Source organism: Sphingobacterium olei (genome assembly GCF_005048855.1).
Lineage (GTDB): Bacteria > Bacteroidota > Bacteroidia > Sphingobacteriales > Sphingobacteriaceae > Sphingobacterium > Sphingobacterium olei.
Genome location: NZ_SUME01000004.1, coordinates 468,788 through 481,478, shown reverse-complemented (window position 1 = coordinate 481,478; position 12,691 = coordinate 468,788). Strand labels below are relative to the sequence as shown.

Below are 12,691 nucleotides of genomic sequence, written 5' to 3'. Positions count from 1 at the left end.
TAGCAGGTTAGGGGTGCAATTATGGATATTTCATATTATACGTTGTTTTTGATTAATAATTTATTTCCTTCTAATGTAAATTTTAAATCGCTTACAAATTCGAGCATATTCAACACTTCGGAAAGGTTTACATCTCTATTAATCGAACCGGAATACGTTTTCGATGTAGACACAGACCTTCCGAGTACAACATCTAAATCATACCACGATTGAATCTGCTTGGCGATGTGAACAATGTTGTCACTTTCAAAATAGAACTCGTTATTTTTCCAAGCTAGATCCTTCTTCAAATTGGCTTTACCAATTTTGATGCTTCCTTGCGATATCAATGCATATTGCCCCGGTTGGATTACCTTCTCTTCATCCTTATTCTTAATCCCAATACTGCCCTCGGCTAAAGTTGTCCTGAATGCCGTTTCAAAAGCCTGCACATTAAATTTTGTTCCGAGCACTTTTATTTCTGTATCATTTGCAACGACTTTGAATGGCCGTTGGCTATCCTTTGCAACATCAAAGTAAGCTTCCCCTTCTAAATAGACGACTCTTTCATTATCGTCAAAAGCAACAGGAAATCTAAGTTGGGACTTTGAATTTATTGACACGTGAGAACCATCAGGCAGTGTCATTTTGAAAAAACTACCATTCGGGACAACTAAAGTCGTGTATATTGGTTTGTTGTCCGCAGGAAGTAAATCCCCATACAGCACATGATGATTCGCACCATCTCTTATTTTACCGTCTAAATCTACCGAGATATCATCACCAACTGCCACTTCAGTACCATCCGGCAAAACCAGTCGAGCTGACTTTTCAGCAGGCAAGATATCGTTCTTATACTTGAGACTCTTACTTTCTACAACCTTCGCAGTATGAACAGAATCCACTTCATCAGAACGAAAATATGTAACATACAGTAGGGAACTAATCAGCACGACGCCCGCTGCCGCTAGTGGTAGCCACCACTTGGTTTTAGTCTTTTTTACCGCTCCGCCTTTCGAAAATTTAATCCACTCGTTATCTACATCTATCGAACTTACATAAGATAGATCTTCAGTTATCCTGTTGGAGGAAATAAGCTCGTCAAAAAGTATTTTATTCCGTTTATCAGCTGCTAACCATTGATTAAGTTCTATAACTTCTTCTTCAGAACACTCGTTTTGAGCGTACTTCGCTAACAATTGAGCAATATGGAAAGGTTTTTTATTCATAATTCTAAGTATAAGAAACCTAGAATCAAAAAAGGGGTGACAAAAAATAAAAAATATTTTATTACTTACAGAAAAGGACAGTAAAAAACAGTAAAAACTCCGGGTTTAATTTAGACTGCACAACCTTTAATCCTCTTCTCTTCTGTGTTTTAACGGTATTTACACTTAAATCAAGTGCTTTAGAAATTTCTTGATTACTCCATCCGTCGAGATAACCTAGACGGAATATTTTTTGGCACGAAGCTGGCAATTCATTAACGATCCGATTAATCTCAACAATAAATTCTGACTTTATAATGTTATTTTCAAAATCAGCATCGTCGTATTCCTTGAAGTGGCTTTTTTGCCAATATTTTTCAATGACTTTATCTTTACGATTGTTATTGTAAATGGCGTATTTAATAGATGTATATAAATAGGACCGAATAGCATTTTCATCTTCAGAAATCTTTTCCCGATTTTGGAAATAGGAAAAGAAAGCATCTTGCGCCAGATCTTTGGCCAGCTCGTTATCACCGACCATTTGCCACGCAAAGTAACAAACATTACGGTAATTTTTTTTAAATAAATCCTCGTCAGAAATCCTATCCATCATAATTTCCCCGTTTATTAATACACTAACCCCGATCTCGAAAGAAATTCGCACTGTTGTCTATGCAATATATGCCGTAGTAAAGATATATGCAATTTTTAATTAAAAAAATAAAAACTATGGTTAGGTAGGCGAACAAGCCAATAACCAAACAAATATCAAAAACATTTAATATCACCCGATGATTGTTAAAACAAAACACACTAACCAACGAATAAAACTAAACATTAAAATGTTTTCAACAACTAATATAACTATAATAACGTCATAAAATCAAATTAAAGTCTGAAAAATAAAGACAAAAACAAACAAAAGAAATGAATATCACAGAAAAAACAACACGTTAACCACAAATAACACCCTAATTTTACTTTACTTCAACTTTAACATAGATACTTTTTTTTTAAACACAAACTAAACTCAACCTCAAATCGTTATTAACCCCTATTTTTCTACCAAAAAGAAAAAAATTTCATACACAAACGCACTTAGCAAACACACCCCCGGTTCAACCCCAAAGTCAATCATCTAAAATTCACATGATACTTTTTTCAGAAAAAACCACTTTTTTTTGTATTTTTAAGGCTTTCTGTAAATCCATAATAAAAAATAGATGCTATTAGCTGTATTATCCGGATTAATCATATCGCTTTTAATTATTCCATTTGGCAAGTTATTAACGACTAAATGGAGTTTTCTCCTTACCATATTGCCTGCATCGTTATTCTTGTATTTTATGAGCTATGTTCCTGCTATATCTGCCGGATCTAGTTTTTTACAGCATATAAATTGGATTCCTTCATTGGGTGTAGATTTTGATTTCAAGCTGGATGGGTTGTCTTTACTTTTCGCACTCCTAATTACAGGAATCGGTACAGCAATATTTTTTTATGCTAGAACCTATTTAAAAGGTTATATTTTTTTTGATCGCTTCTTCGGCTATTTATGCCTCTTCATGTCAGCCATGTTGGGTGTAGTACTATCGGATAATATTCTTTTGTTATTTGTGTTTTGGGAACTAACGAGTATCAGCTCCTTCTTCTTGATCGGATTCAACAACGACAATTCAGATTCCCGAAAAAGTGCCTTGACTGCACTTAGTGTAACTGGATTAGGCGGCTTTTTCCTTTTGGCAGGCTTGATACTACTAGGGAATATTGCGGGCACGTATACCATCTCCGAACTGATTGATGCTCGCGAGCTCATCCTCAATCATGAACTTTACCCTTTGATACTGGGATTCCTGTTTTTGGGTGCATTCACAAAATCGGCACAATTTCCTTTTCATTTTTGGTTACCAGGAGCAATGAAAGCACCTACGCCCGTATCTGCCTATCTGCACTCGGCTACGATGGTCAAAGCTGGGATCTATTTGTTGGCGCGGTTTTCTCCAATATTAGGGGGCACCGATTATTGGAATTATCCCCTTATGGCTGTGGGTGGATTTACCATGCTATTTGCGTCTATCCATTCCTTATTTCGAATTGATTTAAAAGGAATTTTAGCTTATTCTACTATTTCTGCGTTAGGAATTTTGACTTTTCTTATCGGTTTAGGTACGCGGGAAGCTATCATAGCTGCAAGTGTTTTTATATTAGTACATGCTCTATACAAGGCTACACTGTTCTTGGTAACCGGCATCATCGACCATGAAACGGGCACACGGGATATCACAGCATTAGGAGGTCTACGAAAAGTATTATTGCCAGTCTCGATAGCAGGTATTCTAGCTGCTTTGTCCAGTGCGGGTCTCCCACTTACCTATGGGTTTATTGGTAAAGATTTAATATACGAAGCCACCTTACATACCGATTATCAAACACTCGGTTGGATATTGAACGCAGTAGCTATTGCAACTAATATCGGACTAGTAGCCGCTGGATTTATGGCTGGTATAAAACCATTTGTGGGAACCTTACCCAAGCAATTTGAGAACATACATCTTCCGTATAAATCCATGTGGATACCTCCATTGATATTAGCCATATTGGGATTGGTCTTTGGCTGGTTTCCTGGTCCGGTAGGCGATTTTATAAATCATGCCACTGCGAATGCAGTTTATGGAAGCGAAACAGATATGTATCTTAAAATATGGCATCTCAATATCGTGTTGATATTAAGTGTTGCTACTTTATTAGCTGGAACCCTCGTCTATTTCGTCAACAAACCCAGTCCATCCAAGTTAAAAGCCATTGAAAAACTAAACTCAATAGCGCCGCAACGCATCTTTAGGGGCTACGCCAACGACATTATGCGGTTTTCAAGGTGGTATACCGATCTATTTCACAACGGATACCTGAGATCGTATCATCTAAAAATTATATTGTTTGCAGAACTCCTCTTAGCATACAAGTTATGGATTAGCGGGCCAATAACCCTTGATCTTGAAAAAATCACAACACCTTCGTTTTATGAGATAGGTGTGATCGTCATTTTGATAGGTGCCCTATACATCGTCGTAACAACCCCTTCCCGATTGACATCGGTCGTTGCGATGAGTGTGATTGGATACTGTATCTGTTTGATATTCGTGTTCTATAGCGCTCCCGATTTGGCGATGACACAGTTTACCATTGACACCTTGAGTACGGTTTTATTTGTATTGGTTTTGTATAAGCTACCGAGTTTTATCAATCATACTGGAAAAGCGATCCTGTACAGAGACGGGATAATCGCGTTGAGTTTTGGAGTCATCATATCACTAATCGCCTTACGGGTATGGTCGGAACCTATTTCAGAAGAGATTGCTAATTTTTATGGTGAAAATGCCTACATCTTAGCCAAAGGTAAAAATGTCGTAAATGTGATACTCGTCGACTTTAGAGGTATCGATACCATGTTTGAGACGGTGGTGTTGAGTATTGCAGCGCTGGGCGTATACAGTTTAATAAGGTTACGGTTAAAATCAACAGAAAAAGAATAATATGCGAAGTCCTATACTACAATCAGCTACGAAGTACTTACTTCCTATTCTGTTACTTTTCTCATTTTTTCTATTGCTACGCGGACACTACTACCCTGGAGGTGGATTTGTAGGTGGTTTGGTGGCCTCGATTGCATTCGTTTTACATAGTTTCGCCAATGGAACAGAAGCGACGATGAAAATATTAAGAAGAAAGCCTCTGTCTTTGATCCCGATCGGTTTAGGTGTATCCACCGTGAGTATGACTGCTCCAATGCTTTTTGGACTTCCACCAATGACCGGTCTTTGGTTTGAAGAGCCCATACCCGTAATCGGCATGATTGGATCGTCTCTATTTTTTGACTTAGGCGTATATCTAGTCGTTATCGGCGTAATATTAACTATTTTGTTTACTATTTCCTTAAACAATCTAACCGAAAAAGACTAATGGAGTTGCTATTAATAATTCTTTTAGGCCTGCTTTATGCTGCCGGTGTGTATATGATACTTCGCCGAAGTATGGTAAAATTACTGTTGGGTATTATGCTTTTAGGAAGCGGCACCAATATTTTGATTTTCTTACTTGGAGGCATTACGAAAGGTAAACCTCCAGTTATCGATGAAAATGCTAAAATATTTCAGGATGCTTTTGCAGATCCCATTCCGCAAGCTTTAATTTTAACGGCAATTGTGATCAGTTTTGGTTTGACCGCCTTTGCTATTGTATTGTTGAAACGAGTTTACGCTCTTGTAAATTCAGATGATTTAGATGACTTAAATACGCCCGAAGAGGAAGATATATGATAGACAATCACATTTTAGCCCCAGTTTTTATCCATCTGTTTTCGGCATTGCTACAACTTATTGCCTGGCGGAAGACTGTTAGCCAACGCTTTATCAGTGTAGGTGGCAGTTTGTTGGGACTACTACTCGCTATCCGGCTTTTTGATAAAGTATACGAAAATGGTATTCTGACCATGAATGCCTCAAACTGGGAAGCACCATTTGGCATTGTATTCGTAGCCGATCTACTCAGCGTGACGCTAGTATTATTGACCTCAATAGCAGGATTCGCCGTGTCCATATTTTCATCGACAGGGTTAAACAGACAGCGGATGCTATATGGTTATTTCCCTATTTTCCACTTTCTGTTAATGGGATTGAATGGTGCCTTTTTGACCGGGGACATATTCAACTTATACGTTTGGTTTGAGGTTATCATCATTTCATCCTTTGTACTCATGACATTGGGTGGCCGCAAAGCGCAGTTAGAAGGAGCAGTAAAATACATGGCCATGAATATTCTGGCCTCTACGTTTTTCCTTACCGGAATCGGAATACTCTATGGCATCACCGGGACCTTGAATATGGCCGATTTATCTGTAAAAATAACCCAAGTACAAAACCAATACCTAGTTGGTATTACGGCCTGCTTCTTCTTGATTGGTTTTGGGATAAAATCAGCAGTTTTCCCTTTGTATTACTGGCTTCCCTCATCCTATCATACCCCACCCTCTGCGGTGGCGGCGACCTTTGGTGGTCTCTTGACAAAAGTAGGTATCTACGCCATTATCCGGGTATTCAGCCTGCTATTTGCATTCGATGTATTTACGCAAAACCTATTGATGGGTATGGCCGTATTTACCGTTATCACAGGAGCAATGGGTGCCTTAATAAAAACCAACATACGGAGATTGTTTTCATACCTCATCGTCTGCCATATCGGATTCATGATCGGCGGGATTGCGATGTTTACCAAAATTGCATTAATGGGGACTATCTTCTACCTGATCCACGACATTGTGGTAAAAACAAATATGTTTCTAATAGCCGGCGTCATCAGACAGTTACGCGGAACGATGGACATGAAAAGCCTTGGCGGGCTATACGCAGAGTACCCAAAAATTTCCTTGCTCATTGCATTGGTACTCTTCTCATTGGTCGGTATTCCTCCGCTATCAGGCTTTTGGCCAAAAATATACCTGTTTCAAGAAGCGTTTACACAACAACAATATTTTTTTGTAGCCGCACTCATGGCTGGGAGTTTTGTAACACTATACGTCATCGCCAAAATGTGGTCTGAAGTATTCTGGAAAGACGTTCCGAAAGATGTAGAAGTGGAAAACAAATTTGAACCGCTGCCGTTGATCCGCAAAATATTGTTGATCCTACCCGTAGGAATACTGGCAGCCGTGACATTATATATCGGGCTCGATGCAGAAACAATCATACAATTGGTCGATAAGATATCAGATCAGCTAATAGATACGCGACCTTATGTGGACGCAGTTTTAGGAAAACAAAATTAAGGATATGATAAAACAGTTTTTGATGAACCTTTTGCTCTCTTTTATTTGGGTAGCATTGACCGGTTCCATGTATTATACAAATTTTGTCTTTGGCTTTTTACTTGGCTTTTTCGTGTTATGGATCATGAACCGTAACGATATCGATCAGCGCTATTTCTATCGTGTACCTAAGATTCTTAGTTTCGTCGTCTATTTTTTATACCTAATTATAAAAGCGAACTTACAAGTTGCATACGATGTGATGACCCCAAAATACTTCATGAAGCCAGGTGTCGTTCGGTATCCATTGAATGCGAAAACGGAATTTGAAATCAACCTGCTTTCCACCATGATATCACTGACACCAGGAACCTTAATTTTGGATATCAGTGAAGATAAAACGACGATGTACATCCATGTAATGTACCTGGAAGATGCAGAAACATTCGTTAAACAGACAAAAACTGGTTTAGAAAGAAGATTATTAGAAATTTTGCGATGACATTAGAAATTTATTTTGATTACTTTATACTACCATTGCTGACCCTATCTATTATTTTGGTCTTTTTTCGCCTGTTAAAAGGACCACATGTTGTAGATAGAGTGGTGGCGCTGGATCTGATCATTACAATAGGTATCGGCATTATTACTGTTTTTACTATTCGATCAAACCAGAAAGTATTATTAGATGTTGCAATTATATTGGCGCTAATTGCATTCCTGGGCACGGTTGCGTTTTCTTATTATATTGAAAAAAGAAATGATGAGTGATATTATTATAGCTATAATTAGTACAATCGGCGCACTATCGATATTCTTCGCTGCGTTGGGTATCTTACGGATGCCAGATTTCTATTTACGATTATCGGTAACCGTAAAAGCCTCTACATTGGGCGTAGGACTATTATTACTTTGTGCTGCAATAATATTTCCAGATATATCTGTTACCACAAAAGCAATTGCCATCATCTTTTTTCTTTTTATTACTTCACCTATTGCCGCACACATGATAGGTCGCGCTTCTTATTTTTCGAATACACCGCTTTGGAAAGGTACTATCATAGACGAACTAGAGGGGATGTATAATAAAAAAACTCATAAATTGGAATCAGATCCTGAGAAGGCGGATTCCCCCAAAGGCCCAGAAGAAGACAACATCGCAGACACCGAGGAAGAAACGAAGTAATACTAATTGTCGGTTTAATGAAGTTTCCGATTAACAAGCTGCTTATTCCTGCTTTCTATTTTTGTTTTAATATAAGGATAAACAAATACAGCGCCTAATACTACTATCGCCCCGAGATAAAATCCGGTGCTCATTTCTTCCTTTTTCCCAAAAATCAACACGGCTAGAATAATCCCGTAGACAGGCTCCATATTCGTCGTCAGAGCTACGGTAAAGGCACTCAATTCTTTCATCACCGCCACGCCCAACACATATGCAATAGCTGTACATACCACTCCCAACAGGATTAAGTACATCCAATCTGAATTGGAGAGTATCATCTCATCTGTAAACTCCCCTTTCAACAACATAATAACAGAAACCCCAAAAAAGGCACCTATCATCTCATAAAAGGTAATAATAGTAGGACTGGAACGCTTCACCATTCGCGCATTTAGAATAGAAAATATACTTGCACAAAAAGCGCACAACAGGCCGAAAATAATTCCCCAGAGATATTGAAATTCAAACTTAAATATCAGGTAAATACCAAAAATAATGACCAGACCGATCAGCACGTCGGCAAAAGAAATTTTTGATCTATTTATAATAGGTTCAAGGACAGCTGTAAACAGCGTAACGGATGAAAGCGTAACCAATGTGACGGAAACAGTAGAGATTTTAATGGAGTGGAAGAATAATACCCAATGAAGACCAACAATGACACCCACTCCCATAAATTTAAGAATATCCCGCTGCGAGACGACGACGGATTTTTTAGTTATCCGAAAATACACCAACAAAGCCAAAGCGGCCAACAGTACCCGATACCAAACCAAATGCAAAGCCGAGATAGAAATCAACCCACCCAAAACCCCTGTGAATCCCCAGATAAGAACCGTAAAATGCAGGATCAGCAAATTACGATTACGTGCAGATAATAACATATTAAAAATTATTTCGGTGCCTTAACCAATAAGACAAGACCTAAAATCAAGAACGTAACATTCGGAATGAGTACAGCCAAAAGAGGTGGTAGCCCCCCTTTCAACGCAAACATCGTAGAAAATTGATTAAATACGAGATATGCAAAACTCAATCCAATACCTATTCCAAGACTTAAACCGATTCCTCCCCTCACTTTTTTGGAGGAAAGCGAAACACCCATCAGCGTTAAAATAAAAGCAGAAAAAGGATTAATCCAACGTTTGTACTTTTCCAACAGGAGATCGTTCATCATGCCCGTGCCACGGATTTCCTCTTTGCGTATACGCTCCTCGAGTTCTCTCGTATCCATCGCCGTGAAGATATTCTCATATGCCTCAAAATCCTGCGGTTTCATATCCAATGTAGTATCCCGACTTTCACCCTTGAGCATTTCTTCGTCTAATCCTTTTATAATGCGATTCGTATAGTTTTCTATACGCCATTTATTCGAAACTGAATCCCATGTAACACGGTCTGCCATAAGCTTCTCGGTCAGTTCATTGTCGTCAAACTTCTCCATGACAAAGTTATAGCCTACAGCGCGCTTGGTATCAAAATTATCAATGTACACATAGGTATTTGAATCGATCTGCATATGTGTGGATTGTTTAGAAGAGTTAACCTTATGCGGATGTACATATACATTCTCAAACTTTACCTTGAGCTTATTGGTATAAGGGAGTATATAGAGATTTGAAACTAATGTAAATGCAAAAACAATAGAAGCAGAGATCATAAACGGCCTCAAAAAGCGATTGAAACTCATTCCACCACTCAAAATAGGCACAATTTCGGTTTGATCTGCCATTTTGGATGTAAAGAAGATAACGGCGATAAAGTTGATCAATGGAGTAAGCATATTCAAAAAGAAAGGCACGCTACCCATGGCATAATATTGAAAGAACACCTGAGACATCGATGCTTTATTCTTCAAAAAATCATCTAACTTTTCGGACACGTCGAATACGACGATAACAACGACAAAGATCCCTACCGTAAATAGGAACGTAGTTAAATATTTTTTAATGATGTACCGATCAATGATATTCATCTTACAAAGTAAAAAATCAAAAGTAAAAATTATCTTCGATGAGCTCGCAGGCTTACACCTGCTCTCTAACACCTATAGTCTAATCCCTATAATCTAACTCCTAACACTTTAACCATCTTTTCTTTCCAGTCATAGAAAGTCCCCTCAATAATCTTTTCCCTGGCCTGTTTTACCAACCAAAGATAAAAGTGTAAGTTATGTAAAGATGCTATCTGCGCGCCTAAAATTTCCTGAGATCGAATTAAATGCCTAAGATAAGCTTTAGAATACACTTGATCCATCATAAGGTCGCTCTCTGCCTCTATAGCTGAAAAATCATCTTTCCATTTTTCATTCTTGATATTAATAATACCATTACGTGTAAAAAGCATACCATTGCGGGCATTACGTGTCGGCATAACGCAATCAAACATATCGATGCCTAACGCTATATTCTCAAGGATATTAATAGGCGTACCTACTCCCATTAAATAGCGGGGTTTTTCGTATGGAAGAATTTTGGTAACGACTTCTGTCATGGCGTACATTTCTTCTGCCGGCTCGCCCACAGAAAGACCGCCTATTGCATTTCCTTCCCGTTCAAAAGAAGCAATAACTTCAGCAGATTTTTCACGTAAATCTTTATAAACCGAACCTTGCACAATAGGAAGCAAAGTTTGATCGTATCCATACAGTGGATCAGTGCTATCAAAACGATCACAGCAACGTTTTAACCAACGATGTGTCATGTCCAGTGAACGGCGTGCGTAATTATAATCACAGGGATAGGGCGTACATTCATCAAAAGCCATAATGATATCTGCACCAATGATGCGTTGCGTATCCATCACATTTTCTGGCGTAAACAAATGTTTTGAACCATCTACATGCGAACGAAAAGTTACCCCTTCTTCTTTTATTTTCCGAACCTCCGTTAAGGAATAAACCTGGTACCCTCCCGAATCGGTAAGAATAGGCCTGTCCCACCCATTAAATTTATGCAAACCACCAGCTTTATGCAAGACATCCAATCCCGGACGCAAATACAAATGATAGGTATTACCTAATATGATCTGTGCTTGGATATCATTGACCAGTTCGTGTTGATGTACCGCTTTTACGGTCCCCGCAGTACCTACGGGCATAAATATGGGAGTTTCTATCTTTCCGTGTGCTGTCTCCATCACCCCCGCGCGTGCTTGAGAAAGTTTATCTTGTGCTTGAAGCGTAAAGTTCATACTACTATTAAATCAAGCGCAAAAATACTATAAAATTTTGACCCGACGACATCCGGAACATTTAATTAGCAAATCTTAACGCTAGTCATCGAATATATTGAAAGAACGCCTTATCTTTGAGCCTTCATATGGATTATAAAACAGATATTTTAATAAATCTCCCCTACATTCTATTCGGGGGGCTAGGGTTATTCCTGGTGTTCCAACTTTATTATTTATTGTTTGTCTATACTCGTTTGGCACGTTATAAAGTAGCATCTTTTAAAGGAACTCCAGTCAATACTTCTGTTTCCGTTATTATCTGTGCACGAAACGAACAAGAAAATCTGAAGAACTTCCTGCCTACCATATTACAGCAAGATTACCCCAATTTTGAGGTAATCGTTGTAAATGACTATTCTGATGATGAAACCAAATGGGTGCTTCAGGATTTCGGAGGAAAATACAATCATCTCAAGATTGTAGATATTAAAGAGCACATAAAGCTGAAGCATAGCAAAAAATTTGCATTGACCATGGGGATCAAAGCTGCGCAATACGATCATTTACTATTGACCGATGCAGATTGTCAACCACAAAGCCTCCATTGGCTGAGTGAAATGGCAGACGCTTTTACCGAAGGAAAGGAAATCGTATTAGGTTATTCCCCATATTTCAAAACTAAAGGTTTTTTAAATAAACTGATCCGCTTTGAGACCACACATACGGCTATAAGTTATCTTTCTTATGCCCTAAAGAGAAACACCTATATGGGGGTGGGTCGCAACCTCGCTTATACCAAGTCTTTATTTTTCAAAGGCAAAGGCTTTAACGCACACATGCATATTAAATCGGGTGATGATGATCTTTTCGTCAACCACAATGCCACCAAAAATAATGTAAATATTGCCATACATCCTGATGCACATGTATATTCTTTAGCCAAGAATACGTGGAAAAGCTATTATAAACAGAAAGCCCGACATGCGGGTGCTTCTGTAGCTTATAAGAAAAAACACCAATATATGCTCGGAACGCAGCTGTTCACAGCTATTACATTTTACCTGATGCTGATCGTCTGTCTGGCCTGCTACCCCTCGTTGTGGTATTTCGCACTCGCAGCATATCTATTTCGTTTACTTCTCCAATTTATTATATTTAAACCTATTTATTCCAAACTGGCGGTGAAAGACCTTTTACTGTGGCTACCTATTTTAGACTTATTTTTCTATTTTTACATCTGCTTCAATGGTATTTTTAACCGGAGTAAAAAACAGAACTCATGGAAATAGAGCTTAAGCT

13 protein-coding genes are annotated in these 12,691 nt (G+C 38.4%); 8 read left to right on the top strand and 5 right to left on the bottom strand.

Going from position 1 to position 12,691, the window contains the following annotated elements; translation table 11 throughout:
• Nucleotides 1–35 precede the first annotated feature (35 nt).
• Nucleotides 36–1,208 (bottom strand): FecR family protein, encoded by a 1,173-nt coding sequence (locus FAZ15_RS11985; protein WP_136901538.1) that lies wholly within the window; start codon nucleotides 1,206–1,208, stop codon nucleotides 36–38.
• A gap of 61 nt (nucleotides 1,209–1,269) precedes the next feature.
• Complete coding sequence (locus FAZ15_RS11980; RefSeq protein ID WP_136901537.1) at nucleotides 1,270–1,803, bottom strand: sigma-70 family RNA polymerase sigma factor; 534 nt, start codon at nucleotides 1,801–1,803, stop codon at nucleotides 1,270–1,272.
• Between the two features lie 610 nt (nucleotides 1,804–2,413).
• Here FAZ15_RS11980 and FAZ15_RS11975 point away from each other — a divergent pair.
• Genes FAZ15_RS11975 through mnhG form a run of 7 tightly spaced genes read left to right on the top strand, consistent with a single transcriptional unit; the run spans nucleotide 2,414 to nucleotide 8,176 of the window.
• The gene (locus FAZ15_RS11975) at nucleotides 2,414–4,723 is read left to right on the top strand and encodes a putative monovalent cation/H+ antiporter subunit A (protein ID WP_136901536.1); all 2,310 of its coding nucleotides are present in this window, start codon (nucleotides 2,414–2,416) and stop codon (nucleotides 4,721–4,723) included.
• A gap of 1 nt (nucleotide 4,724) precedes the next feature.
• Nucleotides 4,725–5,150, top strand: a complete 426-nt coding sequence (locus FAZ15_RS11970) for a Na+/H+ antiporter subunit B (protein ID WP_136821346.1) — start codon at nucleotides 4,725–4,727, stop codon at nucleotides 5,148–5,150.
• Nucleotides 5,150–5,506: a Na+/H+ antiporter subunit C gene (locus tag FAZ15_RS11965; protein ID WP_136821347.1), complete on the top strand. Its 357-nt coding sequence runs from the start codon at nucleotides 5,150–5,152 to the stop codon at nucleotides 5,504–5,506. Before FAZ15_RS11970 ends, FAZ15_RS11965 begins: the two co-directional genes overlap by 1 nt.
• The gene (locus FAZ15_RS11960) at nucleotides 5,503–7,011 is read left to right on the top strand and encodes a proton-conducting transporter transmembrane domain-containing protein (RefSeq protein ID WP_136901535.1); all 1,509 of its coding nucleotides are present in this window, start codon (nucleotides 5,503–5,505) and stop codon (nucleotides 7,009–7,011) included. Before FAZ15_RS11965 ends, FAZ15_RS11960 begins: the two co-directional genes overlap by 4 nt.
• Before the next feature lie 4 nt (nucleotides 7,012–7,015).
• A complete protein-coding gene (locus FAZ15_RS11955) occupies nucleotides 7,016–7,492 on the top strand; it encodes a Na+/H+ antiporter subunit E (RefSeq protein WP_136821349.1) in 477 nt (158 codons plus the stop codon).
• Entirely contained in the window at nucleotides 7,489–7,761 is a 273-nt protein-coding gene (locus tag FAZ15_RS11950; RefSeq protein WP_136821350.1) for a monovalent cation/H+ antiporter complex subunit F, read from the top strand. The genes FAZ15_RS11955 and FAZ15_RS11950 overlap by 4 nt, the downstream gene beginning before the upstream one ends.
• Nucleotides 7,751–8,176 carry a monovalent cation/H(+) antiporter subunit G gene (gene mnhG / locus FAZ15_RS11945; RefSeq protein ID WP_238387233.1) on the top strand — a complete coding sequence of 142 codons (426 nt, stop codon included), beginning with the start codon at nucleotides 7,751–7,753 and terminating at the stop codon, nucleotides 8,174–8,176. Before FAZ15_RS11950 ends, mnhG begins: the two co-directional genes overlap by 11 nt.
• 14 nt (nucleotides 8,177–8,190) lie before the next feature.
• On the opposite strand, the gene FAZ15_RS11940 is transcribed toward mnhG, so the two are convergent.
• From FAZ15_RS11940 to tgt, 3 genes are all read right to left on the bottom strand, one after another.
• The gene (locus FAZ15_RS11940) at nucleotides 8,191–9,102 is read right to left on the bottom strand and encodes a DMT family transporter (protein WP_136901534.1); all 912 of its coding nucleotides are present in this window, start codon (nucleotides 9,100–9,102) and stop codon (nucleotides 8,191–8,193) included.
• A gap of 8 nt (nucleotides 9,103–9,110) precedes the next feature.
• Nucleotides 9,111–10,193, bottom strand: coding sequence for an LptF/LptG family permease (locus FAZ15_RS11935; protein ID WP_136901533.1), 1,083 nt, complete (start codon nucleotides 10,191–10,193; stop codon nucleotides 9,111–9,113).
• An 86-nt stretch (nucleotides 10,194–10,279) separates the two neighbouring features.
• Complete coding sequence (tgt, locus tag FAZ15_RS11930; protein ID WP_136901532.1) at nucleotides 10,280–11,410, bottom strand: tRNA guanosine(34) transglycosylase Tgt; 1,131 nt, start codon at nucleotides 11,408–11,410, stop codon at nucleotides 10,280–10,282.
• 128 nt (nucleotides 11,411–11,538) lie between these two features.
• On the opposite strand from tgt, the gene FAZ15_RS11925 reads away from it, so the two are divergent.
• Complete coding sequence (locus FAZ15_RS11925; RefSeq protein ID WP_136901531.1) at nucleotides 11,539–12,681, top strand: glycosyltransferase; 1,143 nt, start codon at nucleotides 11,539–11,541, stop codon at nucleotides 12,679–12,681.
• Nucleotides 12,682–12,691: the final 10 nt, after the last annotated feature.

Bases quoted from the DNA above. Each gene is read 5' to 3' on its own strand.
- mnhG (WP_238387233.1), top strand. From the start codon at position 7,751: ATGATGAGTGATATTATTATAGCTATAATTAGTACAATCGGCGCACTA.
- FAZ15_RS11935 (WP_136901533.1), bottom strand. From the start codon at position 10,193: ATGAATATCATTGATCGGTACATCATTAAAAAATATTTAACTACGTTC.
- FAZ15_RS11960 (WP_136901535.1), top strand. From the start codon at position 5,503: ATGATAGACAATCACATTTTAGCCCCAGTTTTTATCCATCTGTTTTCG.
- FAZ15_RS11980 (WP_136901537.1), bottom strand. From the start codon at position 1,803: ATGATGGATAGGATTTCTGACGAGGATTTATTTAAAAAAAATTACCGT.
- FAZ15_RS11925 (WP_136901531.1), top strand. From the start codon at position 11,539: ATGGATTATAAAACAGATATTTTAATAAATCTCCCCTACATTCTATTC.
- FAZ15_RS11950 (WP_136821350.1), top strand. From the start codon at position 7,489: ATGACATTAGAAATTTATTTTGATTACTTTATACTACCATTGCTGACC.
- FAZ15_RS11975 (WP_136901536.1), top strand. From the start codon at position 2,414: ATGCTATTAGCTGTATTATCCGGATTAATCATATCGCTTTTAATTATT.
- FAZ15_RS11965 (WP_136821347.1), top strand. From the start codon at position 5,150: ATGGAGTTGCTATTAATAATTCTTTTAGGCCTGCTTTATGCTGCCGGT.
- FAZ15_RS11955 (WP_136821349.1), top strand. From the start codon at position 7,016: ATGATAAAACAGTTTTTGATGAACCTTTTGCTCTCTTTTATTTGGGTA.
- FAZ15_RS11985 (WP_136901538.1), bottom strand. From the start codon at position 1,208: ATGAATAAAAAACCTTTCCATATTGCTCAATTGTTAGCGAAGTACGCT.
- FAZ15_RS11940 (WP_136901534.1), bottom strand. From the start codon at position 9,102: ATGTTATTATCTGCACGTAATCGTAATTTGCTGATCCTGCATTTTACG.
- FAZ15_RS11970 (WP_136821346.1), top strand. From the start codon at position 4,725: ATGCGAAGTCCTATACTACAATCAGCTACGAAGTACTTACTTCCTATT.
- tgt (WP_136901532.1), bottom strand. From the start codon at position 11,410: ATGAACTTTACGCTTCAAGCACAAGATAAACTTTCTCAAGCACGCGCG.